The 24,983-nt window shown below is 37.2% G+C and carries 27 protein-coding genes and 1 pseudogene; 7 read left to right on the top strand and 21 right to left on the bottom strand.

The window, feature by feature from the left end; all coding sequences use genetic code 11:
• From DPQ31_RS24280 to DPQ31_RS24245, 8 genes and pseudogenes are all read right to left on the bottom strand, one after another.
• Positions 1 to 1,510, bottom strand: a pseudogene (locus tag DPQ31_RS24280) (DNA translocase FtsK); the annotation flags it as partial.
• Positions 1,511 to 1,665: 155 nt separating this feature from the next.
• A complete protein-coding gene (locus DPQ31_RS24275; protein WP_199632917.1) occupies positions 1,666 to 2,622 on the bottom strand; it encodes an N-acetylmuramoyl-L-alanine amidase in 957 nt (318 codons plus the stop codon).
• A 40-nt stretch (positions 2,623 to 2,662) separates the two neighbouring features.
• Positions 2,663 to 3,007, bottom strand: coding sequence for a hypothetical protein (locus DPQ31_RS24270; protein ID WP_000813346.1), 345 nt, complete (start codon positions 3,005 to 3,007; stop codon positions 2,663 to 2,665).
• Between the two features lie 270 nt (positions 3,008 to 3,277).
• Entirely contained in the window at positions 3,278 to 3,892 is a 615-nt protein-coding gene (ytpR, locus tag DPQ31_RS24265; protein WP_001006772.1) for a YtpR family tRNA-binding protein, read from the bottom strand.
• The gene (locus tag DPQ31_RS24260) at positions 3,889 to 4,701 is read right to left on the bottom strand and encodes a DUF1444 domain-containing protein (RefSeq protein WP_000784599.1); all 813 of its coding nucleotides are present in this window, start codon (positions 4,699 to 4,701) and stop codon (positions 3,889 to 3,891) included. The genes ytpR and DPQ31_RS24260 overlap by 4 nt, the downstream gene beginning before the upstream one ends.
• Positions 4,702 to 4,780: 79 nt before the next feature.
• Positions 4,781 to 5,095: a thioredoxin family protein gene (locus DPQ31_RS24255; RefSeq protein ID WP_000838192.1), complete on the bottom strand. Its 315-nt coding sequence runs from the start codon at positions 5,093 to 5,095 to the stop codon at positions 4,781 to 4,783.
• Positions 5,096 to 5,179: 84 nt separating this feature from the next.
• Positions 5,180 to 5,689, bottom strand: a complete 510-nt coding sequence (locus DPQ31_RS24250; RefSeq protein ID WP_097959495.1) for a DUF84 family protein — start codon at positions 5,687 to 5,689, stop codon at positions 5,180 to 5,182.
• A 268-nt stretch (positions 5,690 to 5,957) separates the two neighbouring features.
• Positions 5,958 to 7,031, bottom strand: coding sequence for a M42 family metallopeptidase (locus DPQ31_RS24245; protein WP_001031519.1), 1,074 nt, complete (start codon positions 7,029 to 7,031; stop codon positions 5,958 to 5,960).
• 148 nt (positions 7,032 to 7,179) lie between these two features.
• On the opposite strand from DPQ31_RS24245, the gene DPQ31_RS24240 reads away from it, so the two are divergent.
• Entirely contained in the window at positions 7,180 to 7,491 is a 312-nt protein-coding gene (locus DPQ31_RS24240) for a PepSY domain-containing protein (RefSeq protein WP_000118536.1), read from the top strand.
• Between the two features lie 237 nt (positions 7,492 to 7,728).
• On the opposite strand, the gene DPQ31_RS24235 is transcribed toward DPQ31_RS24240, so the two are convergent.
• Both DPQ31_RS24235 and trmB read right to left on the bottom strand, forming a co-directional pair.
• Positions 7,729 to 8,583 carry a YtnP family quorum-quenching lactonase gene (locus DPQ31_RS24235; protein WP_097959494.1) on the bottom strand — a complete coding sequence of 285 codons (855 nt, stop codon included), beginning with the start codon at positions 8,581 to 8,583 and terminating at the stop codon, positions 7,729 to 7,731.
• Between the two features lie 70 nt (positions 8,584 to 8,653).
• Complete coding sequence (gene trmB / locus DPQ31_RS24230; protein ID WP_001239372.1) at positions 8,654 to 9,307, bottom strand: tRNA (guanosine(46)-N7)-methyltransferase TrmB; 654 nt, start codon at positions 9,305 to 9,307, stop codon at positions 8,654 to 8,656.
• 231 nt (positions 9,308 to 9,538) lie between these two features.
• Between trmB and DPQ31_RS24225 the strand changes: the two genes are divergently transcribed.
• Positions 9,539 to 9,817 (top strand): YtzH-like family protein, encoded by a 279-nt coding sequence (locus tag DPQ31_RS24225; protein WP_001122853.1) that lies wholly within the window; start codon positions 9,539 to 9,541, stop codon positions 9,815 to 9,817.
• Between the two features lie 3 nt (positions 9,818 to 9,820).
• Here the strand turns inward: DPQ31_RS24225 and DPQ31_RS24220 are convergent, their stop codons facing one another.
• The 4 genes from DPQ31_RS24220 to pepV form a co-directional block, all read right to left on the bottom strand.
• Positions 9,821 to 10,618 (bottom strand): phosphotransferase family protein, encoded by a 798-nt coding sequence (locus DPQ31_RS24220; RefSeq protein WP_002039786.1) that lies wholly within the window; start codon positions 10,616 to 10,618, stop codon positions 9,821 to 9,823.
• Between the two features lie 229 nt (positions 10,619 to 10,847).
• Positions 10,848 to 12,989 carry a type I pullulanase gene (gene pulA, locus DPQ31_RS24215; protein WP_087970538.1) on the bottom strand — a complete coding sequence of 714 codons (2,142 nt, stop codon included), beginning with the start codon at positions 12,987 to 12,989 and terminating at the stop codon, positions 10,848 to 10,850.
• A 212-nt stretch (positions 12,990 to 13,201) separates the two neighbouring features.
• The gene (gene thpR / locus DPQ31_RS24210) at positions 13,202 to 13,747 is read right to left on the bottom strand and encodes an RNA 2',3'-cyclic phosphodiesterase (protein ID WP_000433245.1); all 546 of its coding nucleotides are present in this window, start codon (positions 13,745 to 13,747) and stop codon (positions 13,202 to 13,204) included.
• 103 nt (positions 13,748 to 13,850) lie between these two features.
• On the bottom strand, positions 13,851 to 15,257 hold the full coding sequence (pepV, locus tag DPQ31_RS24205) for a dipeptidase PepV (RefSeq protein ID WP_087970537.1): 1,407 nt from the start codon (positions 15,255 to 15,257) through the stop codon (positions 13,851 to 13,853).
• 357 nt (positions 15,258 to 15,614) lie between these two features.
• Between pepV and DPQ31_RS24200 the strand changes: the two genes are divergently transcribed.
• Positions 15,615 to 15,836 carry a DeoR family transcriptional regulator gene (locus DPQ31_RS24200; RefSeq protein ID WP_000805512.1) on the top strand — a complete coding sequence of 74 codons (222 nt, stop codon included), beginning with the start codon at positions 15,615 to 15,617 and terminating at the stop codon, positions 15,834 to 15,836.
• Between the two features lie 82 nt (positions 15,837 to 15,918).
• On the opposite strand, the gene DPQ31_RS24195 is transcribed toward DPQ31_RS24200, so the two are convergent.
• Complete coding sequence (locus DPQ31_RS24195) at positions 15,919 to 16,647, bottom strand: pseudouridine synthase (protein ID WP_001234943.1); 729 nt, start codon at positions 16,645 to 16,647, stop codon at positions 15,919 to 15,921.
• A gap of 41 nt (positions 16,648 to 16,688) precedes the next feature.
• On the bottom strand, positions 16,689 to 18,341 hold the full coding sequence (locus DPQ31_RS24190) for a putative polysaccharide biosynthesis protein (protein WP_001284037.1): 1,653 nt from the start codon (positions 18,339 to 18,341) through the stop codon (positions 16,689 to 16,691).
• A gap of 154 nt (positions 18,342 to 18,495) precedes the next feature.
• Here DPQ31_RS24190 and DPQ31_RS24185 point away from each other — a divergent pair, with 154 nt between their 5' ends.
• Complete coding sequence (locus DPQ31_RS24185) at positions 18,496 to 19,767, top strand: BaiN/RdsA family NAD(P)/FAD-dependent oxidoreductase (RefSeq protein WP_000558865.1); 1,272 nt, start codon at positions 18,496 to 18,498, stop codon at positions 19,765 to 19,767.
• A gap of 261 nt (positions 19,768 to 20,028) precedes the next feature.
• Positions 20,029 to 21,468 (top strand): MDR family MFS transporter, encoded by a 1,440-nt coding sequence (locus tag DPQ31_RS24180; RefSeq protein ID WP_208731117.1) that lies wholly within the window; start codon positions 20,029 to 20,031, stop codon positions 21,466 to 21,468.
• A 31-nt stretch (positions 21,469 to 21,499) separates the two neighbouring features.
• Here the strand turns inward: DPQ31_RS24180 and DPQ31_RS24175 are convergent, their stop codons facing one another.
• Together DPQ31_RS24175 and DPQ31_RS24170 are read right to left on the bottom strand one after the other, a co-directional pair.
• Positions 21,500 to 21,823: an ArsR/SmtB family transcription factor gene (locus DPQ31_RS24175; RefSeq protein WP_000098843.1), complete on the bottom strand. Its 324-nt coding sequence runs from the start codon at positions 21,821 to 21,823 to the stop codon at positions 21,500 to 21,502.
• Complete coding sequence (locus tag DPQ31_RS24170; protein ID WP_033661377.1) at positions 21,824 to 22,255, bottom strand: SRPBCC family protein; 432 nt, start codon at positions 22,253 to 22,255, stop codon at positions 21,824 to 21,826.
• 424 nt (positions 22,256 to 22,679) lie between these two features.
• Here DPQ31_RS24170 and DPQ31_RS24165 point away from each other — a divergent pair, with 424 nt between their 5' ends.
• Complete coding sequence (locus DPQ31_RS24165) at positions 22,680 to 22,907, top strand: DUF3973 domain-containing protein (RefSeq protein ID WP_000498976.1); 228 nt, start codon at positions 22,680 to 22,682, stop codon at positions 22,905 to 22,907.
• A 34-nt stretch (positions 22,908 to 22,941) separates the two neighbouring features.
• Here DPQ31_RS24165 and DPQ31_RS24160 read toward each other — a convergent pair whose 3' ends face one another.
• A complete protein-coding gene (locus DPQ31_RS24160) occupies positions 22,942 to 23,124 on the bottom strand; it encodes a sporulation protein Cse60 (RefSeq protein WP_000621749.1) in 183 nt (60 codons plus the stop codon).
• Position 23,125: 1 nt separating this feature from the next.
• Entirely contained in the window at positions 23,126 to 23,362 is a 237-nt protein-coding gene (locus tag DPQ31_RS24155) for a DUF2553 family protein (protein WP_000510185.1), read from the bottom strand.
• Positions 23,363 to 23,626: 264 nt separating this feature from the next.
• Here DPQ31_RS24155 and DPQ31_RS24150 point away from each other — a divergent pair, with 264 nt between their 5' ends.
• Entirely contained in the window at positions 23,627 to 24,121 is a 495-nt protein-coding gene (locus DPQ31_RS24150) for a CarD family transcriptional regulator (RefSeq protein WP_000451446.1), read from the top strand.
• Positions 24,122 to 24,193: 72 nt separating this feature from the next.
• Here the strand turns inward: DPQ31_RS24150 and DPQ31_RS24145 are convergent, their stop codons facing one another.
• Positions 24,194 to 24,979 carry a glucose 1-dehydrogenase gene (locus DPQ31_RS24145; protein ID WP_000286691.1) on the bottom strand — a complete coding sequence of 262 codons (786 nt, stop codon included), beginning with the start codon at positions 24,977 to 24,979 and terminating at the stop codon, positions 24,194 to 24,196.
• Between the last annotated feature and the right edge of the window lie 4 nt (positions 24,980 to 24,983).

Genomic DNA, 24,983 nt, shown 5'->3' with positions numbered 1-24,983 from the left:
CAGCGACTGGCCCTTCTTCTACAACTGGTTGTTCTTCAGCGACTGGCCCTTCTTCTGCAACTGGTTGTTCTTCAGCGGCTGGCCCTTCTTCTACAACTGGTTGTTCTTCAGCGACTGGCCCTTCTTCTACAACTGGTTGTTCTTCAGCGACTGGCCCTTCTTCTACAAATAGTTTACTTTCCTCTGTTTCTGCAATTAAAACATTCGCAAAACTTTGGACATCTTCCTTCGTTTGTTCATCAGCCTCAGCAACATGTATGAATTCATTTTTTTGTTCAATTGCTTCATCTAATACCATTTCTTGCTGCGTTTCCTCAAGTTCTACAATTGCTTCTACTTCAGACCCCTCTGTTTCTGCAATTACTTCTGCTTCTTCAGTTTCTTCCATTTCCGCCATTACTTCTGCTTCTTCAGTTTCTTCTGCTTCCGCCATTACTTCTGCAACTTCTCCAAGCTCTTCTGGTATTTCCACAATGATTGTTTCTTCAAGTTTTTCTTCTGCTTTGACAATCACTGATTCTTCTGGAGCTTGCTTTTCTACTTCCATAATAGGTTGTTCTATTTCTGTATTACGTTTAATTTCTTCTGATAATATTGTATCCTCGTGCTCTACTTTGGAATCTACTAATTCCTCTTGTAAAATGTTTTCGTTTAGCACCACTACATCTTTTTCTTGCTCTGCATCTTCCATACGCTCAGCTACCGTTTTATGAAGTAATTCATCCGCTGAAACTTCCTGCGGTGTATTTATTTCTTGAATTACTTCTTTTTCTTCTACTACTGGCTCTTGGCGCTCAATTTCATAACCGTTTTTCTCGAGCCATTGATCAACAACTGACTTTTCTTCCTTTTTACTCTGTTGACCTTGCTGATCAACGTCTTGATGACTAGAAGAAGTCGGTGCTTTTCCTTCTGAGAAATAAGATAATGTATACCCTTTTTTCTCTAACCATGCATCAACGACTGATTTGCCCTCTACAGATATTTCAAGATCTTCTCTTTCCTTTTCTTCCTCCTGCTTTTCTTCCTTTTTCTCTACTGAAGGACGATTATATCCATAAATCGGCGAAATCATTTCTGTTGGACGAAATGGTCTACGGCTACTTTCTTGCGGCGATACAGATACTTTTTTTACGACTGGCTCTGGATCCGGTTCATATTGCACTTCCGGCTCTTCGTATGTAGAAACTGCATTCTCCACATACTGCCGTCTACTTCTCTCCACTTTTATTCCTCTTTGAGTAGGCTGCTCTTCGTATATACCTCTTTGAACAGGTTGTTCTTCAAAGTGAGGTAATTCTCTTACGTCATCCTCATCAAATCCATCATCTGGTATTAATGGAAAACGGCATTTACCTGCATTTCTGCTTGCCATTTGTGCTTCTCTTGCTTCAGTGTAGTGGTTTACACGAGGAATTTTCGGCTGACTTTCAATTTGTTTCATTGCTTCTTTATTCATCGCTGTTTGTTCTTCCTCTTTGTTAAACAGCTTTTTCATCCAATCTAACATGCTTACCACTCTTTCTACTAAATAGTAACATCCTTTATTGTATCAGCATTCGGCAAAAAGTGCAGGTAAAATTAAGCATGTCATATTTATCCATAACATTCTAATTTACGATTGTTTTCATATAGAAAAAAGCAGCCTTCTATGTAAGACTGCTTTTAAGCTTTACTCTTCCGATATTCATCTACACTATCTGTTACACTTTGCAGTAAAGAATTTACATACTGCGGGTCAGATAATTTTTTATCTTCATCCTCATTGGACATAAACCCGAGCTCTAATAGTACGCCAGGAACTTTCGCCCAATTAAATCCAGAAAGGTCATCCCTAAATTTAATCCCATTTACTTTCACCTGATTGTTTTCTCTCATTTTATTTACTATCTTTTGCGAGATTTGAAGACTTTCTGCATAAATCTCTTTCGTATAGGGACTTCCTTCTGCTGGCGTCAATACAGCAAACCCACTTTGATTTGGATTTTCAGAACCATCTGCATGAAGGCGTAAAAATAAATCTGCCTTATGATCGTTTGCGAATGTCGCACGTTCTTTATTGCTTATATCAACATCTTGTGACGTTCTCGTCATTACTACTTGTATCCCTTTTGCTTCAAGCTTTTCTTTTAATAAAAAAGACATTTCTAATACAAGTACAGCCTCTCTCTTTTTCGTCACAACACCCGTTGTACCATCTGTCACTTTATATTTTTGCGTCGTTGCCCCTGGTCCAATCGGTTCTAAATTTAAATTTGCTTTTTGTTGATGCCCTGGATCAATAACGACGAGAAACTTTCCTTGTTTTTCATTACTCTCTACTTTTTGTTCATTATTTTGCATAAGTTGCTCAGTTGGCTTCACCGGCGTATTTTCCTCTTTCTTTTCCTCGGCCGATACTTCCTCCCGCTTAGTTTCTACTTGTTCATTCGTTTGAATTGTTTGCGATTCTTCTTTTTTTTCTTGTTCTTCTTGCTGCTTTTCTACCGGTGCTTCTTCTTTATCATCTTTACTATTTTCTTGTGTAGAAGATAATGTTTCTTTTTTCGACTGTTCTTGTGAACAACCTCCCATATATATTCCAATGAATGCAGTCATGACCATTATTTTTATATACTTCATGCTTCTCTCCCATCACTTTGCACCGGACTCAAAGTTTTTCTTATAATTGTTTTATAACCTCATCCATACTTCCAATATAAACAGGCTGCCACGTTTCTGTACCACGCTCTGCCGTATAGACTGGATAAGCGTCATCATCCACATTCACGAAAACTGGATCACCCATATCTGTTTCATATCCAATAACAATCCATTCTTCTTGCCATTTTCCACTTTCATTGCTTATTAATGAATTTTTATGTTTATCATATCGATAACCGATCTGCCCTTTTTCCAGTTCATCTTCACTAAATACATATATTTCATAAGTACCTAGCTCAACATCTTGCTGTTTTGAAGTTTCAATTCGTTTTAGAAGTTCTGCGATTTTTGGTTGTTGTTTCATACGTTTATCCCCTTCTATTTTTCTAAATTTTAACTAGATTGTTTATAAAATACAATATAGATTTTTTAAAAAAAGGTGACACCCTTATCATATTAACGATTTTTTGAGTATATCTATCACAACTCTCAATATATCAACGATTTTTTAAATATATCCATCACAACTCTCAATATATCAACGATTCACTACGAAATTTCGACTTACCGACAAAGAATGATAAAAAGAAAAGAGAGGCTGTCCAAAAGGACAACCTCTCTTTTCTTATATCAATTAAAATTTAAACTCTTGTCCAACTTCAAAGCTATCTTCTAATACAAGAATACCTTTTTCTTGCGGAGCGTCTGGAAGCTCTAATTCACGTGCAGAGCAGATCATTCCAGAAGAAGGAACACCGCGAAGCTCAGCTGGCTTAATTAACATACCACTTGGCATAACAGCGCCGATTTTTGCAACGACAACTTTTTGTCCTGCATCAACGTTTGGTGCACCACATACGATTTGTAATGTTTCTGTACCAATTTCTACTGTACAAATGTTTAATTTATCAGCATTTGGGTGCTTTTCTTTTTCAGCTACATAACCTACAACAAATTTCGGAGAAAGATCTGCTTCTACTTTTTCTTCAAAGCCGTTCTTCGCTAAAATTTCGTTGATTGTTTCTACAAGCTCTTTCGTTAATGTCAGGTTACCTGTTTCTTTTACTTCTAAGTAAGAAGATGCATTAAAGATGTTGAATCCTGCTGTTACATTGCTTTCACGATCGTATACGCGTGCAACATCTCCTTTACGATCAAAAGTACGGTTCTCTAAAGTAATATCTTGTAAGGCAACAATTAAAGTGTCACCAATTCCTTCAAGGTTATAAAAAACGTTCACTTCGTTCATCCTTTCTCTTTTCCATCTGTCTTCTTCCGATTCTTCGCTAAAATAAAGATTGGTTCAAAGTCCCCATCTTCATAAACGAATGAAAGTGATGTAATCGGAACATGCCCTTCGGCAAAAAATTTCATTGTCATTTGTGCAATAATATCATAACCGATTTCGTTGACGATATCAGCAATAATTAATACGTCTTGGTGAGGAACAGCAACAACCATGTCACCAGAGATCTTTTCACGCATCGATTGTAGTAACGTTTCGTTTAAAATACGACTCGCATCATACCCATCATTTGTGTTTAAAAAGTAGAATGTATTATCCGCTACTGTGTCCTGCTTAAATTCATAACCTAATGAGCGAGCATTAAATAATGCCATTTCGCGCACTTGCTGCTCTGTAAGCTCTAATTTTTGTAATAAGCGCTCATCAATTAGGCGATACGTTTTATTAGAATCTAGCGCGTAATAAATACGTGTTTCCGCCGTATGATCCGTCATAATAAACGGATTTCCTTCTTCTGATTGTTTTGGGAAAGAAGTAGAGCGAATAACAGGTAAAATTTTCGCCGTGCTATTTTCTTCTCTATGCATTGCAATTAACGCTTCTTGTACATAATAAGCAACCTCTTCAATCGCCTTTTCTTTGTTCACTTCCCATTTCGCTACTACTCCTGGAAGTGATACGTTAATACCTTTTTTCGAGTTTGTTTGTTCAATACGAAGAACTTCTTTCTCGCTATCATAATGAAAATCCCATTCTGGTCGAGATAATTTCTTCATTAACTCGTCTTTCATCTTTTTACTTGTCATTTTCATCTCTTTTTCCTCCCTTCCAAAAAAATAACCTCCCCCGCGAAGGTAGAGGTTGTTTTTACAATTCAATTGGCTAATTGTTTTATTTTAAACCTTCAATAAACTCTTCGATTTGCTCTTGTGTTTTACGATCTTTGTTTACATAGCGTCCAGTTTCTTCACCTTTATTGTACGCTACAAAGCTTGGAATGCCAAATACGTCTAATTTTACGCATAGATCAATAAACTCATCACGATCTACATAGTAAAATGAGAAATCACTATACTTCTCTTCTACTTCTGGCATAAATGGATCAACGAAACGGCAATCTGGGCACCATTCTGCTGAGAACATGAAGACTACATTCTCTTCATTTTTTAATTCTTGGAATTGTTCCATGCTTTCTAATGATTTCATCTATATTTCCTCCTCTAATGCGTGCACTTTTTTCACACTATAATCTTTTCTTTATACTACCATACATCGTACACGGTGCAAGGTTTATGCTTGCTTTTTATCATACTTATATTGCCCAACGAGTAACTTAACAACGTGTACAAATAATTCCGTTCGATCGACATAATCGTCTGTAAAAATACCGATAGCACCTTCGTGACTACGAATATCTTTCCGCTCTACAAACTCTTCCATCACTTCACTTAACTCTTTACCATCTTCAAGAGGCGTTAAAAAATCGTCTGGTAACTTAATACGTGCTCCTCCGGCAACGAATATCTTATCGTCACTCGTTGCGAGTGCGCCCCAGTTACACATAAATAAACCGTGATCCGTTTTCATCACGCCGCCTTCTAACCCAATACCAATTTGAGCTTCTCCTTCTTGCAATGCTCGCTTCGCTCTATTAATTGCTCCTTGCATCGTCTCTTCATCTGAAAATGGCTGTGCAGATACTCCCGATGGGACAGAAAGAGATGTAATTTCAGCATCTTTCAATACCTTCTCCACAGCCCCAACCTTCGTTTTATTCTTCGATCCAACTACTACCTTCATTTCGTTCACCTCTATAAGAATTCATTATTCTGTTCTAATATCCACTTCAGCACAAATGAAGTGCCAACCACTACCACACACCACCAAGGAATCCCTTCTACCTATAGTAGAAGGTGACTTCCCACAATATTTTTGGTCCCGAACACAAAAACATTCTTCCGCGGTCTTCATGCATTATTCGAGCACTAATTAAGCACTGACCGCTACTACACATCGCTGGGTCATCTCTCCTACCTAAAAAAAGAAAGAGCTCTGCAGCCCTTCCTCTTTACGCGTTATTCTTAATTGTTTCTAACGTCGTTTTGTCCGTTGTTCTTACAAGCTTTGTAATAAGTTCTTTTGCTGCTGCATAATCATCAACATGTAAAATAGAAGCATGCGTATGAATGTAGCGAGCACAAACACCAATTACTGCTGATGGGATACCTGAGTTACTTGTATGTACACGGCCCGCATCTGTCCCACCTTGTGAAATAAAGTATTGGTAAGGAATATTATGTGTTTCTGCTGTATCTAAAATGAATTCGCGCATTCCTCGATGAGTTACCATCGTACGATCGTAAATACGAAGAAGAGCACCTTTTCCTAATTGACCGAACTGCGTTTTATCACCAGAAGCATCGTTTGCTGGACTTGCATCAAGCGCATAGAAAATGTCTGGTTGAATCATATTAGCAGCTGTTTGTGCTCCGCGAAGACCTACTTCTTCTTGTACAGTAGCACCAGAGTATAATGTATTCGGTAATGTTTCATCTTTTAATTCTTTTAATAACTCGATTGCCAGGCCACATCCATAACGGTTGTCCCAAGCTTTCGCCATAATTTTCTTCTCATTTGCCATCGGTGTGAACGGGCAGATTGGCACGATTTGTTGTCCTGGTTTTACACCAATTTCAATCGCATCTTCATAACTATCTGCACCTATATCGATTAGCATATTTTTTATATCCATCGTTTTTGCACGTTGCGCATCACTTAATAAATGAGGAGGGATAGAACCAACAACCCCTATAACAGGACCATTCTTCGTCATCACTTGTACGCGCTGCGCTAATAGCACTTGGCTCCACCAGCCGCCTAACGTTTGAAAACGAAGCATTCCGTTTTTCGTAATTTGCGTAACCATGAAACCTACTTCATCCATATGACCTGCTACAAGAACACGTGGGCCAGTTTCGTCCCCTTTTTTCAGACCAAATACGCTACCTAAACCGTCTTGCACAATTTCATCAGCATATTTGCTTAATTCTTGCTTCATAAAACGGCGTACATCATGTTCAAAACCTGACGCACCTTGTAATTCTGTTAACGTACGAAATAATTGTAATGTCTCTTTATTCACGAAGTCCCCTTCTTTCAAACCTTAGTAGAATACCTTTTTTATTGTAACGAAATTTTCGAAATGTTTCTAGTTTCTTCTTTTTTAGCTGCATTTGCTTTATAATTATTATCGGTACACTATTTTTATTTTATAGAATTGAGGTGAATATATGAGCTGGAAAGGTTTAGTAGCAGGTCTTGGCGTTGGATTTGCAGCTGGTTATTTCGTTGCAAACAAAGTACAAGAACAATCCCATATTTCTTCAGAAAAAGCATTGAAAATGGTGAAACAAGCATTAAATCATAAAGGTGAAATTACTGGCTCTTGGGTACATATGGTTCCAGAGACATTTGAAAAATATGATGTTGCGTATGAAGTTTATCGCGGCGGTCTTACAACAATGTTAGATGATATACAAGAACGATTTGAATTTTTAGTTGATGCTAAAACAGGTACTGTTTTAGAGGTAATAGCAGCATAAAAAGAGGTTTCCCATTAGGTGAACCTCTTTTTTTTGAAAAATTGCGGATAGTGATTAAAATTATATCGGCGATTTTCCGAATATATCGGCGCAACTCGATTTATATCAGCGATTTCCCAATTATATCGGCGCAACTCAAATTATATCAGCGTTTGTTTAAATATATCGACTTACCGACAAAACCCGACAATAAAAAAGAGGCTGCTCCAATAAATATGATGGAACAACCTCTTTTTTTTAAGCTTCTATACTCGTTTTTCTCTCAATTTTTTCTACAATATGTCCTTCCTTATTCCACTTCACTGCACGATAATATGCGTCATGATAAAATGAAAACCATGCATCGTTTTCAGCACCGTACTTCATCCACTTTTGCTTATTTTCAATCGATGTCATCGGATAATCATCGTACGCCATTACCCATAATACATTTTGATGGGCGTGCGTCGGCAATAGATCAGCTAAATGAAGCATCGTTTCACCTTTGCTTTCTAACGCAATAACTGCATGTCCATCACTATGACCGCCTGTATGCGCCATTTTTATTTCATCCGTAATTTCTATTTCTTGCTGAAACGTAACAACTTGATCTACAATCGGCTCCCAATTTTCCTTCCAATATGTATTACGTGATCTAATATTTGGGTTCCTCATTTCATTCCATTCTGTTTCACTTACATAAACTTTCGCATTCGGAAACGTCGGTACAAGGTGCTCCCCTTCCCATTTCGTTAAACCAGATGCATGATCAAAATGAAGGTGCGTCATTAAGACGTAGTGAATATCTTCAGGCTTTAATCCCCGTTTTTCTAAAGATTCATAAACCGATGACTCTTCCGTTACTCCTTGATTTCTCTTCATTTTCTCATTCAATTTACCGTTTCCTATTCCAGAATCAATAAGCATATTTCCATCTTTCGTTTGCAAAAGTAACGGATCTGTTCGTAAATATATATGATTTGTATCGTTATGTTTATATTTTCGTGACCAAAGTACTTTCGGCACAACGCCAAACATTGCCCCGCCATCTAAATGTGTGTTCCCACCTTTTAACCACGTCACTTTTATATCTCCAATTCGTAATTCTTCCATCACACATCCCCCTTTTACATTAATTTTAACATAAAATTCTGATTATTTTAGTTATAAAAAAACCTATGCATTACTGCATAGGCTCTGTGCGATACTTCGCTTCAACTCGATAAATACGATGACCTTTACTAGAGAACTTCTCTTCGTACTCAGTCATAATATTACCTTCAAAATCACTGTTATGAAGATCTAGGCTTAAGTAAGTTAGTAACATACCATACTCAGCCATACTCATTAGAGAGTATTCAAATAACCCTTGGTTATCTGTTTTGAAATGAATTTCTCCGCCCTCTACTAACACTTCTTCATAATTGCGTAAAAACGTTTTATACGTTAAACGACGCTTCGTGTGACGATTCTTCGGCCATGGATCTGAGAAGTTTAAATAAACACGATCAATTTCACCTTTTGCAAAGAAAACTGTTAAATCTTCAGCATCTTTATTTATTAACTTTAAGTTCGGTAATTCTTCTTCAATTAATTTATCAAGTGCATCTACAACAACACTCGTAAATTTTTCAATTCCAATATAATTAATATGTGGATTTGCTTTTGCCATATCGTACATAAAGCGGCCACGACCTGTACCTACTTCAATGTGAATGGGTTGTTCATTTCCAAATACTTCTTTCCAATTACCCGCGCGCTCTTCTGGGTTTCCAATTACGATATGTGAATACTCATTAATTCGATCTAATGCATATGGTTTATGTCTTAAACGCATAGATGTCTCCCTCTCTTTACAAAGCTATTTTAAAGGAATGATTCCTTTTTTCTGTTTTAATCAATCTACCAAACAAAAAACCAAGTACGTACGAGCACTCGGTCCGTTTCTTTCAAGTATAAGATGTACCATTTTGATAAAAACTACATACAGCATTAAACATTCCATGACGACGTAGCTTTTTCTCTTACATTCCGAGAAGAGAAAAACAATCGAAAGGATGATCCGTTCATGCCAATTAGTCAACAACATCAATTAGAAGTGCTGAAAGATATTTTAGTCAATCACCAAAGCGATTGCTGCGGGACAGTTTCTGAATGCGAGCAATTAGAGCGCCTCATTCAATCGTTACTCGCAAACGATAATATAAGTAATGACGCTAAAACAATGCTAAACGATGTATATTCTTATAGTCAATCGGGTAAATCTTCCTCTAATTTGGACAACCATATTTCCAATAATCAAGAACAACTTACTCAGTGGATTGCTGGAATGGACAATTTTTCTTAAGTATTATTCTGAAGCAAGTAGTTGCTGTAAATATTGATGCCAATATTCAGCTTCTGCTTGCTGTTTTTTTGTTGTGTGCCATTGAATAGATAAAATCGTTTGTGCTATTACATACCATCTCATACGCCTAAGCAATGATTCATCCATTTCAATATCATAATACCCGAGCCACTCACTCCATTCATGACGCGGAATGTACCAGTATAATAACATACCTAGGTCTAGAGCTGGGTCAGCAATGACAGCTCCATCCCAATCAATTAAAAACAACTCATCTTCGTCCGACAATATCCAGTTGTTATGGTTTACATCACAATGGCATACAACGAATTCATTGTATTCAATACTTTTTAATGAATCCGTTAAATATTGAAGGCCTTGCTGAATTGTTTCATCTACCCTTATATCTCCCCTTAAAACAAGTTGCAATTGTTGTAATAACTCTTGGGCGTGAAGCGGCTGCTTCCCAAGTCTTTGAATCATCTGCACAAGCGCTTTAGAGGAGTGTATTTTCTTCAAAAGTTTCGCAACACGTTCTAGTTTCATATCCTCTGGCTCTAGCTTCTGTCCCGGAAGCCATTTTTGAGCAGAAATCACATCACCGTTCGTTACCCTTCTTGTCCAAAGTAATTTTGGAACAATTCCTTCTGCTGACAATACCGCTAAAAAGGGCGATGTATTCCGCTTTAAAAATAACTTCTGTTGTCCGTTTTGCGCAATATATGCATCGCCCGTTACTCCACCAGCCGGTACAAGACTCCACTCTTTTCCTAATAATTGTTCCAACCATTCCATATTCATTACCCGTTAACAAATCCTTATCTTTTATAGTTATGAAAAGAAAAACCGCAACATTTCTACACATGTTGTGGATTCATATATATTTTACTGTAAATGAAAAGAAAACTTGGCATAAGCCAAAAACTCTCTATTTTATTTTACAAAACCACTCATAGAATGACAACTTATCAAAATCGTCACCTTTGTCAATTCTACATTTATTACATTCTCATCGTCAAGTAGCGATTTGTCACATTATCGTCAATATATACGTGCTAATGGGAGCCAATTGAAGTTCCTTTCCTCTAAATGAAGAAATTGGCTCTATTTTCGCTTGCTTTTCGTTTACTAACACATGCCACGTTCCTTCTTTTGGAAGCTGCACCGTTTTAGCTTCCAAACCGCTATTAAATAAAACGACAATTTCTTTCCACGGCCCAAACAATTCTACATGCTCTAGGTGGTATGCAAGTACTTCTGTAGATGTTTGCAAAAAAGTCATATGCTTTTTTATAAGATCTGCGTTTTGTAATCGGAATGCCCCGTGCTCTTTGCGAATCGCAATTAACCCTTTTATATAGTTAACTGTCTCCATCTCTTTCTCTTTTTGATCCCAGTCTAATCGATTTATTTCATCATTTGCATTATAACTATTTTCATTTCCATTCTTCGTACGATAAAACTCTTGTCCTGCGTGTAAGAAAGGAATTCCTTGCGAAAGAATAACTATTGCGCTTGCTAGAAGGTGCCGTTTTTTCAAAATTTCTTCCGGTTCTTCATTACTGTGCACTAGTTTATCCCACATCGTCATGTTGTCATGACATTCTACATAGTTAATACTTTGTACCGGTTCTAGAAATAATCCTGTTTCTTTCACACTTAAAAGACTACCTGATGCTATATACTGTAAATGCTGACAGTCTACATGCCCACCAAACGCAAAACCACGTTTAGTTACATTAAATGTGCTACCTTTTATTCCATCACGAAATTGATCATTAAACTGCGCGATATGTGGCATTTTTCTTGCATTATTTAACGTTGCTTTTTCCTCAAGAGGAAGCGGTGTTTGTAAATCCCATCCTTCTCCTAATAACAATGCGTCTCGCTTTATGTTTCGCACTTCTTTTTCTATTATGTTCATTGTATCAACATCTAAAATCCCCATTAAGTCGAATCGGAATCCATCAACATTGTATTCCGTCAGCCAATATAAAATAGACTCTATAATGAATTTCCTCATCATTTTCCGTTCAGACGCTATATCATTTCCAACTCCCGTCCCATTAGAAGGCATACCATCTTCGCCATGGCGAAAATAATAACCTGGAACAAGCTTTTCAAATGATGATAGTTCTCTTTCATAAACGTGATTATATACAACATCTATAACTACTCGGATACCGTTCTCATGAAATGTTTCAATCAATTGCTTACACTCTACTATCCTGTTATACGGATCAGCAAGGTTTGTAGCATAAAACCCCGTTGGCGTATTGTAATATAATGGATTATAACCCCAATTATATGCGCCGGAAGGATTTGCCTCATCTACACCACCGAAACAAGATAACGGTAATAATTCAACATGTGTAACACCTAAATCTTTTATATGAGACAATCCTGTTAACGTCCCATTCCGTCCCGTCGTCCTCTCTTCCATCAACCCTCTATATGTTCCTTTTTTATTCACTCCACTATTTGGGTGAATAGTCGCATCACGAATATGCAGTTCATACAATATAGCATCTGTCATTGACTGTAATGGTGGTAATTCCTCTCGTCTCGTTACATTCGTCTTTTCCAAATCGATAACAACACCGTATTTCCCATTTGCAGTCGTTGACTTTGTGTATGGATCCACCGCTTCATTCCATATTAAATTAATACAGACGAGGAAGGTATATCGAGCCCCATCATGATCCCCTTGTAATGCATGAACCCAAACACCATTTTCTTCTCTATGCATGTCATAATCGGTATATTCTTTATCACTTTTATAAAATCTTACTTTTGCAAGCCTCGCAGTTGGAGCCCACACTTTAAATGTTGTTGCTTCTTTTTTGTATACAGCACCTAAATCTGTGCCTTCGTAATAATACTTCTCATCGAAAATTGCCGTTCGAATAACAGCGCCTATTTGTAAATCCGTTTCTTCGTTCCGTTCATCTCGTACTGTATAATACTTCCCCACATCTAGTGACTCTTCTATAAAGCACTCATACTTTGTTGCATCTGGAAGCGCAATAGTATGAGCAATCGGTAAATCTTTCACATTATTTCCTTCTTGCAAACGAAATGTCCGACTTGTTCCATACGCATGTGGGAGCAAAATTGTAATTTTATTCATTTCATCTAAATAGGCATCAAATGGACGTTTTACTTTCAACATAAAAAAATCACCATCATTCTCAAAATTAAAATAAAGTGAATCTTTAATCAATTCAGGGTATCCCCTGCTAATTATTAGCCCCCACCAATCGGGCCTTTGTGTGAGTATACGAGCTGCAAATAATAAAGCTTTTCTTATTAGCAAGACTCTATACAGTAACTCCATTATTCTCTATAGTATATTCACCTGTATAAAAAACGTTTTCATACATTCTATTTTTGTAGTTTTATTTCAGCAATCGATTTATATTTCGGTGTTTCCTTCACGTGAGATTCGTATAAAGTAATTGTATCCGCTTGAAATGATATTTCAGGCACTTTTTTTATATTTTCCAAATGAAACTTTCTTTCTCCCATCCATTTACGAGCAACAGTAATATGTGGATGATACGGACGTGTTTCTAAAGAAAACCCATTCCCTTCACAAATCGCATGCACTTGCTTTTGTAACTGAAACAACTCATGATTCTCACTTACCTTCGCCCAAAAAATACGTGGCCTGTCTTCCATGCCAAATGTTGAAAATCCTTGTAATGTGAAAGGTAGTTCCTTTTTTTCTATAAGTGTTTGTAATCCATTCTTTATTCCTTCTAATTGTTCCTCTGTCGCACTTCCTAAAAAGGAAAGGGTAATATGATAGTCTTCCTTATGTACCCACGAGCGAAATGGTAATTCCTCCTCCATATCCTCTTTATAATTAGAGAGCACTTCTTTTATATAATTTGGTAAAGTAATTGCGACAAAATAATGCGGCTCCATTTATATCATCTCCTTCTTTTTATTGTTGCTTTTCTTTCTTATCTCATTCAGTTAAAAAGAAGCCGCCCTCTAAAGTAGAGAGCGGTCATTATTCATATATCCTTTATTTCGCTAATTCATGAATTGCTTGCGCGTAAATTGCTGTTGCTTTTAATAAGTCTTCAATTTCAATGTACTCATCTTTTTGATGCGCAAGTTCTTCTTTTCCAGGGAATAGCGGGCCAAATGCAACGCCAGCTTTCAATGAACGGGCGTAAGTACCACCGCCGATTGCTAATAGCTCTGCTTTTTCTCCTGTTTGTTCTTCATACACGCGCTGCAGCGTACGAATTAATACGTGGTCTTTATCGACGTGATGCGGACGAGAGTTAGAATAATCCGCTACTTCAAATCCATGAATACTAACGTATTCTTTTAACTTCGCAATCATTTCTTCAAAGTTAGTCGTAACTGGGTAACGTACGTTTAACCCTAAGTTGCCACCGTTTTCTTTCGTATAAGAAAGGCGACCGACATTCACTGTTAACGGACCGCTAACTTCGTCTTTATAAGCAATAGTAGCTTTTTCACCAAAAATATCACCAGTAAATGTTTCTGCTGCAAATGTCGCAAATGCATTTGCTTTTCCATCAAGTGAAACTGTAGTTAAGAAGTTTGCTAATAGTAAACCTGCATTTTCTCCTTTTTCTGGAGTAGATCCGTGTGCTGAAATTCCTTCTATTTGCAACGTCACTGTATTTCCTTCTATAGTTGAGTTCCCTATTTTTTTAGCCGTTTTTAAATACTCTTCATATGCTACTGTAAGTGCATTTACATCTTCTCCTGTAATAACCGCTTTTGCAAAATCAGGAACCATGTTTAAACGGCGGCCTGACTCAAATGAAACGAGTTCATATACACCTTTTTTCTCTTCACTACCATTTTGCACAACTTGTATATCAGAAATTCCTTTTTCTGCATTAATAATTGGAAAGTCCGCGTCTGGCGCAAAACCGATTGTTGGCATTTCTTCGTTTTTAAAGTAGTGATCTACACATTTCCAGTTACTTTCTTCATCTGTTCCTAAAATCATACGAACGCGTTTTGAAAGAGGCAACCCTAATTCTTTCACAATTTTCATCGCATAATAAGCTGCCATCGTTGGGCCTTTATCATCAATTGCACCACGTGCAAAAATCTTTCCTTCGCGAATATCTGCACTATATGCAGGAGTCGTCCAGCCATCTCCTTCTGGTACAACATCAACATGACAAAGAATACCTACTAGTTCTTCTCCTTGTCCCATTTCAAGATGACCTGCATAACCTTCTAAATTTTTAGAAGAAAAACCTTCTAATTCTCCTTTATGTAACATGAAAGATAAAGCTTTTTCTACACCTTCACCGAACGGTGCGCCCTCTTTCGCCGACTCTTCTTCCCACACACTTTTAATTTGCAAAAATTGTTGTGTATCACGAATTAAATCATCTTTTCGTTTTGCAACTTCTTCTGTCCAATTAATCGCTGACATCACGCATCCATCCTTCGCTATATTATCTCTTTCATCATAGCAAACCGAAATCCCTTATGCCATACACGAAAGTCAAATACCGAACAATTGTAATATTTCAGATATTTCCCATTAGTTTTTCTTTTATTTTTTCAAAAATTTTTGCAGGAATTTGGCGTTTTACGTAGAATTTTATGTGTTAGTTGACTGATCATATATACAATGTCAACTACCAATATTTTTCTATATGAAATTTTGTTAAACTTTTGTAAAATTTAAGTAGATTAAAGCATGAATTTTATCATGTAGAGTACAATGGTAGTAACGACCTTCTTTCCTGAATGGGGTCAAAAAAACTAGTAGAGGAGTGGTTTTCTCTTGAAACCTACAACTACTCGTATGCTAACACGCATTAAATCAATTTATATGTACATCAATGAAAACGGAACGGTAACGACGAAAGACCTTGTAGATGAGTTCGGGATCACACCGCGAACGATACAACGTGATCTAAATGTGTTGCAGTTTAATGAACTCGTGTATAGCCCTTGCCGCGGTAAGTGGACAACAACAGGAAAGAAAGTGAGAATGACCTCATAACGAAAAAATAATTGTATGTAAATAAATACATACCCCTTTCTAACTCATTAGAAAGGGGTCTTTTCTGCGCCTAAAAACAGGACTACTTCTCAGTATCTACTTGATATGTTTTTAACATTTCTACTTCTTCATCTGTTAGCTCTCGGTATTCTCCAAGTTCTAGTTCTTCATCTAATACTAACGGACCCATCTCTGTTCTCTTTAGGTAAACAACCTTTTTCCCTACTGCTTCAAACATGCGCTTCACTTGATGGAATTTTCCTTCTGTAATCACAAGCTCAATTTCAGAAACATCATCGCTTTTTAATATTGTAAGTGCACCTGGTTTCGTTTCATAACCATCGTCTAAAATAACACCTTTAGCAAACTCTTTTACATCCTCTTCCGTTACAACTCCTGCAACGTGTGCATAGTATTTTTTCGGCACATGCTTTTTCGGAGATAATAATTGATGTGATAACTTCCCGTCATTTGTTATCAATAAGAAACCTTCCGTATCGATATCAAGTCGTCCAACTGGGAACGGATCAAAGATTGCATCTTCTAGTTCTAATAAATCTATTACTGTTTCGTGATTATCATCTTCTGTAGCTGAAATTACACCTTGTGGTTTATGCAGCATTAAATAAACAAACTCTTTATATTCTACAACTTCACCGTGAATCATAACTTCTTGCTCTTCTACATTTACATGAACCTTTGCATCTTTCACCGGCGTTCCATCAATCTTCACAACGCCGTCTTTCAATAATTTCTTTACTTCTTTTCTACTTCCGTATCCCATATTCGCTAATAATTTATCTAATCTCACGTTTTTCACCTTCTTTATTTATCATAGAAAAGGGGACGTATTTACGCCCCTTTTGATTTCAACTTTATTTTGAATCTACTGCCAAGTTTACGCTGGATTTTCTCTAACGCTTCTCCGCCAAATACTCTTTCAAGTACTCCTGTGCGAATTGCTAACAGACCGTAAACAAGACCACCAACACCTGCACAAATCGCAACTGTAATTAAAGCACCAATACGGCCATCTGGCGAAATCATGAAGGATAGAATCCACTGTGATAGTTTTACCGCCACGACCATTACAAGTGTTAATACTGCAATTTGGAATGTTCTCTTATATACAACACCAAATGAATAGTGTGCATGTTTTTGGATTTGTCTATTCGTATACCATACGGACGCTAAGAAACCGACTGCAGTAGCTAAAATCGCTCCTACTGTACCGAAATATCGAATAAAGATTACGTTACATACAAATTTCAAAATAACACCCATAACAAGTGCGACAATCGCATGTTTTTGTTGATTAATCCCTTGCAGAATCGCGGCTGTTACCGTAAATAAAGCAAATAACAATGCAACTGGTGCATACCACATTAACACTTGTCCACCTAATGGATCTGAATCGTAAAACGCAGTGTAAATTGGATAAGCAAGTGTTGAAATACCGACAACTGCTGGCAATGTTAAAAACATATTCGCCTGGAATGTTTGTGTAATTTGTAATTTTAAATAGCGATATTGTTTTTCCGTAAATGATTTTGTAATCGCTGGTACAAGCGTTAAACTAAACGCTGTTGCAAGCGATACTGGAATCATAATTAATTTATGCGTCCACATTGTGAAAATACCGAGCGCTCGCTCTGCGATATCACCTTGACCAATTGCCTGCATAATAGAGTTAAATGTCAATGTATCAATTTGTTGATATAAAGGAATTGTTAACCCAATTACAACGTAAGGAATTGCATACGCAAATAACTCTTTAAACAATTGAACGGTACTTACTGTCGATTCTGGTACAGTTTGTTCAATTAAATATTGATCCAAATATTTTTTACGTTTTAACCAGTACCAAATTAATACGCCGAGTGCTCCAACTGCTGAAACGAATGCAGCGAATGTCGCAACTCCGACTGCTGTTGCTACTGTACCGCCAAGTATTTTAATAACGATGAAACTACCCGCTAGTAAAAAGACGATACGAATAATTTGTTCAATAATTTGTGACACCGTAGTCGGTCCCATCGATTGGTGACCTTGGAAATAACCACGAATCAAACTTGCTGCCGGTACAACAATAAGTGCGAAACTTACGAGGCGAATAATCGTCGTAACTTCTTCTACCTTATTTTGTAAACTTTGTTTACCAAGCATTGCTTCTGCAAATAATGGTGCGGTCATGTACAGTACTAAGAAGGAAAGAACTCCTGTTACTATCATCATAACCATTCCCGAGCGGAACATTCTTCGGCTCGTTTTATAATCTCCAAGTGCATTATATTTGGAAACAAACTTTGAAACAGCAAGCGGCACCCCTGCCGTTGCAATACTTAAAAATATCGTATATGGAATATATCCATATGTATAGAGCGTTCCGCCTTCTGTGCCTACTAATGCATGAAACGGAAAGACGTAAATCATGCCTAAGAACTTTACTAAAAATGTCCCTAACGTCACAATAAGCGTTCCGCGCAGAAATTTTGAATCGGACATACGAAAATCCTCCTACTTCCTATATAACGCTGAACTCTAACTTTTGTATTGTACCACAATTCTCCCCTCAAGCAGTACTTCACTCTATTTTTCTTTTAAGGGAAAACATGCTATTCTTTTAGGCAGGAAATGTAGAAAATGAGGTCGATATATTATGCATTATGATGTTATTGTAATCGGTGGCGGGCCTTCTGGGCTAATGGCTGCAATCGGTGCTGCAGAAGAAGGCGCAAATGTCTTACTTCTTGATAAAGGAAATAAACTAGGGCGCAAACTTGCGATTTCTGGTGGTGGTCGTTGTAACGTAACAAACCGTCTACCACTTGATGAAATCGTTAAACATATACCAGGAAATGGCCGCTTCTTATACAGCGCTTTTTCTATTTTTAATAATGAAGATATTATTACATTCTTCGAAAATCTCGGGGTAAAATTGAAAGAAGAAGATCATGGCCGTATGTTCCCTGTATCAAACAAAGCGCAATCTGTTGTAGATGCACTTTTAACACGATTAAAAGACTTAGGTGTGAAAATCCGTACGAATACACCTGTTGAAACGATTGAATATGAAAATGGTCAAACGAAAGCAGTTGTATTACAAACAGGCGAAGTGTTAGAAACGAATCACGTCGTTATCGCTGTTGGCGGAAAATCTGTTCCTCAAACTGGTTCTACTGGAGACGGATACGCTTGGGCTGAAAAAGGTGGTCATACAATTACAGAATTATTCCCAACAGAAGTACCCATCCTTTCAAATGAACCATTTATTCGAGACCGTTCACTGCAAGGTCTTGCTTTACGTGATATAAACTTAAGCGTATTAAACCCGAAAGGAAAAGCTATCATTTCTCACAAAATGGACATGCTCTTCACTCATTTCGGCCTATCTGGTCCTGCTGCTCTTCGCTGTAGTCAATTCGTCGTGAAAGCACTGAAAAAGTTTAAAACGAATACAATACAAATGAGTATTGATGCATTACCAGAAGAAAATAGTGAACAACTATTCCAGCGCATGCTGAAACAAATGAAAGAAGATCCGAAAAAAGGAATTAAAAACGTGTTAAAAGGATACGTTCCCGAGCGTTACTTCCTATTCTTATTAGAAAAAAATGAAATTGACGGTAGCGAACAAGCTGGACAAGTTTCTCATGAAAAGATTCGTGCACTTGTGAAAGACTTTAAAGAATTTACTGTGAATGTAAATGGTACGCAGTCAATTGAAAAAGCATTCGTTACTGGCGGAGGCGTATCTGTTAAAGAAATTAATCCGAAAGAAATGTCTTCTAAATTCACGAATGGCTTATATTTCTGCGGCGAAGTTCTTGATATTCACGGTTATACGGGCGGTTATAACATTACATCCGCTCTCGTTACTGGTAGAATTGCTGGAACTACAGCTGGAGAAAATGCGAAAATGCAATATTAAAAAAGAAACAGGATTCCTGTTTCTTTTTTTATAGGTACACGAAATTATATCGGCGATTCTGCAAATATATCAGCGATTCCACGACTTATATCAGCGATGTTTCAAAAATATCGGCGATTTCTCAAATATATCGACTTACCGACAATAAGCGACAAATATACACTCCTCCTAACTTCCCATTACTTATTTGTTGCTTTATATACCTTAGTACCTTTATATTTTATATTGTTGAATATTTAAAAAAGGGTAAGGGGAAAACATATGAGAAAAAAAGTCATGGTGTCTTTAATGCTAATGACGTTTCTTTCTGCCGTAGAAGGAACGATTGTTAGTACAGCAATCCCTCGTATAACGAGTGATTTGTCAGGCGTCGAACTTGTTAGCTGGGTTTACGCAATTTATATGCTCGCCACAGCGGTTTCGACTCCAATATACGGAAAATTGGCTGATTTATTCGGTCGTAAAAAAGTTCTGCTTATCGGAGCTACAATCTTTTTAATCGGCTCTGCACTTTGCGGTGTCGTTACATCGATGGAACAATTAATCTTCTTCCGTGCTCTTCAAGGTATAGGCGCTGGCGCTGTTATGCCAATCACAATGACGATTATTGGAGACTTATATAGCGAAGCGAAAGACCGCGCGAAAGCACAGGGCTGGATGAGTGCCGTTTGGGGTGTATCTGGTGTTGTCGGGCCGTTAGTAGGTGGTTTTTTAGTTGATTCTCTTTCTTGGCGCTATATTTTCTTCTTAAACGTTCCTTTCGGAATTATCGCTTGCTTAATGTTTGCCACTTCTTATAAGGAATCTGTTAAGTCTGCCGCCAAGCAGCATATCGACTATATTGGTGCGACAGTCTTCTCATTAAGTACAATTGCTTTACTATACGCATTATTAACAGGTAGCAGTAAGCAAAACTGGGGAGACATTACAATCATCGGTCTATTAATCTTTGCGGCTGTGTCATTCATTATTTTCTTATACATCGAGAAAAAATCTCCGGAACCATTAATTCCGCTAGCACTTTTCTCTAACCGTACATTATCTACGATAAACATATTAACTCTTATTGCCGGTGCGATGATTATTAGTATTACAATGTACCTTCCAATTTGGAGCCAAGGTGTATTAGGAAAAAATGCGACAGAAGCTGGACTCATTTTAATGCCAATTCCTGTTATGTGGACATTCGGTGCTATGTTCTCCGGTAACTTAGTTGGCAAATTACAAACGAAACAAATTATTTTACTTGGAGCTAGCATTTTATCAGTTGCCACCTTCTTATTATTTACATTGTCAACAAATTCACCATCATTCCTTATTTATGTTGCAGTCGGATTATTCGGCTTAGGCATGGGGCTTGTGACACCTATTTACATGGTAACAATTCAAGCAGCCGTACCAGCTCATACACGCGGAACAGCCGTTGGTTTAAACACATTTATTAACACATTTAGTCAAACGTTAGGTGCTGCAATATTCGGTACAATCTTCAATACGATGATTCACGCACGTGGTATTAAAAACCTTGATCTTGTATCTGGCGGACACGGCGGAACTACAGCAAACGTAGCAACTGAATCACAATCTGCATTAGCAGCAAGTGTACACGTTATTTATATGAGTACTTTCGTATTAGCAGTATTTACATTAATTATTGCTTGGCTCTTATTAAAACCAGCTACACAAACAAGTGAGCAATAATAAAGAGGATGACCCAAATGGTCATCCTCTTTTATTCTTCATTCTCCACAATATGTTTAAGCACGGACAATTTATTATCCCAAAATCGTTCATAATATGAGAGCCACTGCTTTAATTCTTCTAACGGCTCCGGCTGCAAACAATATATCTTCTCTCTTCCACTCTTTCTTCCACTTACTAAATTCGCTTCTGAAAGAATATGAAGATGCTTCACAACAGCCGTACGACTCATCGGAAAATGATCCGTTATTTTTGAAATTGGTAACTCTTTATCACTTAATAACCGTAACACTTCTCGGCGGGTCGGATCAGCAATTGCTTGAAATACATCATATTTCGCTGCTGACGAAGACATTTATCCTTCAACAACCTTTTTCAGTTTTTCATTTACAATCGCTACCCAGCCGCCATTCATTCTATCGCGAATAATAGAGCTCTTCGCATTCGCTTTCGGCAGAATTTCATCAGGATGTTTCCAACCGCCGTGAATTAATGTAAATTCTGTTTTATTCTCTCCTAAGTCTCTCAAATGGAATGAAACAACCCAGCCATCTGTGTCCCATGAGAAAGATAAATGGTTTGGTTCATCAATTTCTAACACTTTACATGGTGACGGTCCAAATGGTGATTGAACATGAAACTCATGTCCTACCTCTAATTCAAAATCATTCGGCATAAACCATGATGCAATTCCTTCTGCAGTTGACACTACATTCCATACTTTTTGAATAGACGCGTTAAAAACGATTGTTTGTTTAATATCGTTTAATGTATTTTGTTGAGTCATTTTTTTAGCTCCTTTATCCGGCATCAAAACATAACACCTTTTAGTTGTATTTGAATAATATAACACCTTTTGGTTTCATGTCAACACTAATTCTTTTTACCGTTGAGAAATTCTCAACATTTTTTCAACAGGACAAACACCCTCTCAGCATTCCCTCATAATATACTCACAAAGGCAATAAAAAATAAAAAATTCTCTCAACATGAAACTCCATCATTCATATTGAAAGAAGTGCCTTACTTATATCATGCGTACATCGTCTCTCCTCCTTCCCTCAAGAGGCAATACGCAAAATATAAAAAATCAGAAGGAATATGCCCACCATTTAAGTAGGTAGTTATTTCTCTTCTCCTCAACATTTCCTTAGGAGCGAAATGACTACCGACTCACTTTTTTAAACAAAAATAAAAAGGGGATGAAAGCTATGTTCTATTGCATTAACTGCTCTGACATTCACCATGAAAAACATCCGAATGATAAAGTATTCAAAAACGGTTTTTATATTGATCCATTTTTAGGTGATCGCTATCACCTTGGTATGTGTAAAGATGCCCAAGATCATGAAACAGAGGCAAACCTTTTAACGACAAAGAAATTAGGCGCACCCCAATCTATTATGAACGTATTACCAACCCATGTTGTCCCAACATAAAGCATAAAAAAGAGCTGGCTCACCCAGCTCTTTTTTATGCTTTATAAACAATCATTGCTGAAAAACAATAAATTTGGTTTTCATCATCGTTAATAGAAACACCAACTTGGTACTTAATATCTACAAAGTGACTATCATCAATCTTTTTCAAAAACACATTTACAGCGTCTTCTAAGTCTTTTTCGTGACTTTCATCAAACACTTTCACACGAATCATGTTAACACCATCCTAGATCGCAGCCCTCCGCCGCTTGATTATTGCCACGGTGCGTATCTATGATGCGATAAAACTTTCCATTTTCATATATATATCCGTCTTCTAACACATATTGTTTATCTTCAGTATAGACATAAAACTTACCTATCATAAATTTACTCGTATATAATTCCAAATAATTTGATCTAAATTTAGCTACAACTTTATTTGTAATATCAATTTTTATTGTGTGCCCCACCTTCTCTCCCTCCTTTGCAAAGAACGGATTTAGGTATATTGTATTAGCGATTTTACATTTTATGCTTAAAAATAAGTGGATATGCCCCTTCTTCACCCTGTACTATTTTTCTAAAAAAGTTACCTATATTTATTTCACATAAAACCATAAAAAAATACATAAAAAAAGACCTTTTACATATTGACTCAAATGTATTCAATATGGTATTATATAAAATTTGACATTTTTACGAACTTATGTTATCATTAAAAGTGGTTACCACATATGGAGGTGGATGATTTGTTTCAAATTGGTGATAAAATCGTTTATCCAATGCACGGTGCAGGAATTATCGAAGCAATTGAAGAGAAAGAAATATTAGGTACTTCACGTCAATATTGTGTGATACGCATCATTAGTAAAGATATGCAAGTAATGCTTCCGATGGAACAATTAAAAAAATCAGGTATTCGTTATATCGTTGATCGAGGTACGTTAGATGATATACTTCTTGAATTTCAAAACGGGGAGTCAGACCCATCACTCTCATGGAAACAAAGATATACAATGAATATGGAAAAAATGAAAAATGGCAATTTACAAGATAGCGCAGAAGTGGTTCGGGATTTACTTCGCCGTAATAAAGAGAGAACATTAAATGCGAGCGAAAAACAAATGCTAGATAATGCACGAAAAATGATGATCAGCGAAGTCGCGCTCGTACAAAATGTTACTGAACATCAAGCAACAGAATTTCTTCAAGATACAATTAATCACTAAATTTAAAATAGCTGGCCGCTATTTTTTTTTGTAAAAAAAGGACGAAGAGTTTTATCTCTTCGTCCTTTTATATTACCCACGCCCAGCTTGAAACGATGGATATAACGTCATTCCACCATCTGCAAATAGCGTAATTCCCGTTACATAACTCGCCTCTGATGAAGCAAGCCAAGTTGCTACCGCTGCAATTTCTTCCGGTTTCCCAATATAGCCCATCGGTATCATACTTTCTACGTCAGCCCGCTGTTTTGGATCAGCAAACTTTTCGGCATTAATTGGCGTATTAATTGCACCTGGTCCAATATTATTTACTCGAATACCTTTTGGTGCATATTCTAACGCTAACGTTTCTGTCATAAGTTTAATACCGCCCTTACTTGCTGCGTAGTGCACGAATAGTGGCCACGGAATTTTCTCATGAACGCTAGACATATTAATGACAGATCCTTTAATGTCGTGTTCCACAAAGTATTTAATCGCTTCACGGCTTCCTAAAAAAGCGCCTGTTAAATTTGTATTGATTACTTTATTCCAATCTTCTAACGGCATTTCATGCGACGGTACCGCGTTTTCTATTCCTGCATTATTAATCATAACGTCGAGCGTACCAAACTCTTTCACAGCAGATTGAATGAGATTCATAACATCTGCCTCGACCGTCACATCACCTTTTACAGCAATCGCTTCTCCGCCTACCTTTTTAATTTCTTCTAACACATCATTCGCTTCTGAATCTCGTGAGCGATAGTTAATAACGACCTTTGCTTTCTCCTTAGCAAACCTTACTCCCATCGCTCTTCCGAGACCCGTTGCTGATCCTGTAATAACGACGACTTTCCCTTCTAAATCACTATACATTTCA

It is taken from the genome of Bacillus sp. COPE52, assembly GCF_003355115.1.
Classification (GTDB): Bacteria; Bacillota; Bacilli; order Bacillales; family Bacillaceae_G; genus Bacillus_A; species Bacillus_A toyonensis.
Note: the sequence above shows the minus strand (reverse complement) of the source record. Positions and strands in the feature narration are given on the sequence as shown.

Coding starts and splice junctions, on each gene's coding strand:
- DPQ31_RS24275 (WP_199632917.1), bottom strand. CDS start 2,622: ATGAAGTATATAAAAATAATGGTCATGACTGCATTCATTGGAATATAT.
- DPQ31_RS24270 (WP_000813346.1), bottom strand. CDS start 3,007: ATGAAACAACAACCAAAAATCGCAGAACTTCTAAAACGAATTGAAACT.
- ytpR (WP_001006772.1), bottom strand. CDS start 3,892: ATGAACGAAGTGAACGTTTTTTATAACCTTGAAGGAATTGGTGACACT.
- DPQ31_RS24260 (WP_000784599.1), bottom strand. CDS start 4,701: ATGAAAATGACAAGTAAAAAGATGAAAGACGAGTTAATGAAGAAATTA.
- DPQ31_RS24255 (WP_000838192.1), bottom strand. CDS start 5,095: ATGAAATCATTAGAAAGCATGGAACAATTCCAAGAATTAAAAAATGAA.
- DPQ31_RS24250 (WP_097959495.1), bottom strand. CDS start 5,689: ATGAAGGTAGTAGTTGGATCGAAGAATAAAACGAAGGTTGGGGCTGTG.
- DPQ31_RS24240 (WP_000118536.1), top strand. CDS start 7,180: ATGAGCTGGAAAGGTTTAGTAGCAGGTCTTGGCGTTGGATTTGCAGCT.
- DPQ31_RS24235 (WP_097959494.1), bottom strand. CDS start 8,583: ATGGAAGAATTACGAATTGGAGATATAAAAGTGACGTGGTTAAAAGGT.
- trmB (WP_001239372.1), bottom strand. CDS start 9,307: ATGCGTTTAAGACATAAACCATATGCATTAGATCGAATTAATGAGTAT.
- DPQ31_RS24225 (WP_001122853.1), top strand. CDS start 9,539: ATGCCAATTAGTCAACAACATCAATTAGAAGTGCTGAAAGATATTTTA.
- DPQ31_RS24220 (WP_002039786.1), bottom strand. CDS start 10,618: ATGAATATGGAATGGTTGGAACAATTATTAGGAAAAGAGTGGAGTCTT.
- pulA (WP_087970538.1), bottom strand. CDS start 12,989: ATGTTGAAAGTAAAACGTCCATTTGATGCCTATTTAGATGAAATGAAT.
- thpR (WP_000433245.1), bottom strand. CDS start 13,747: ATGGAGCCGCATTATTTTGTCGCAATTACTTTACCAAATTATATAAAA.
- pepV (WP_087970537.1), bottom strand. CDS start 15,257: ATGTCAGCGATTAATTGGACAGAAGAAGTTGCAAAACGAAAAGATGAT.
- DPQ31_RS24190 (WP_001284037.1), bottom strand. CDS start 18,341: ATGTCCGATTCAAAATTTCTGCGCGGAACGCTTATTGTGACGTTAGGG.
- DPQ31_RS24185 (WP_000558865.1), top strand. CDS start 18,496: ATGCATTATGATGTTATTGTAATCGGTGGCGGGCCTTCTGGGCTAATG.
- DPQ31_RS24180 (WP_208731117.1), top strand. CDS start 20,029: ATGAGAAAAAAAGTCATGGTGTCTTTAATGCTAATGACGTTTCTTTCT.
- DPQ31_RS24175 (WP_000098843.1), bottom strand. CDS start 21,823: ATGTCTTCGTCAGCAGCGAAATATGATGTATTTCAAGCAATTGCTGAT.
- DPQ31_RS24170 (WP_033661377.1), bottom strand. CDS start 22,255: ATGACTCAACAAAATACATTAAACGATATTAAACAAACAATCGTTTTT.
- DPQ31_RS24165 (WP_000498976.1), top strand. CDS start 22,680: ATGTTCTATTGCATTAACTGCTCTGACATTCACCATGAAAAACATCCG.
- DPQ31_RS24160 (WP_000621749.1), bottom strand. CDS start 23,124: ATGATTCGTGTGAAAGTGTTTGATGAAAGTCACGAAAAAGACTTAGAA.
- DPQ31_RS24150 (WP_000451446.1), top strand. CDS start 23,627: ATGGAGGTGGATGATTTGTTTCAAATTGGTGATAAAATCGTTTATCCA.
- DPQ31_RS24145 (WP_000286691.1), bottom strand. CDS start 24,979: ATGTATAGTGATTTAGAAGGGAAAGTCGTCGTTATTACAGGATCAGCA.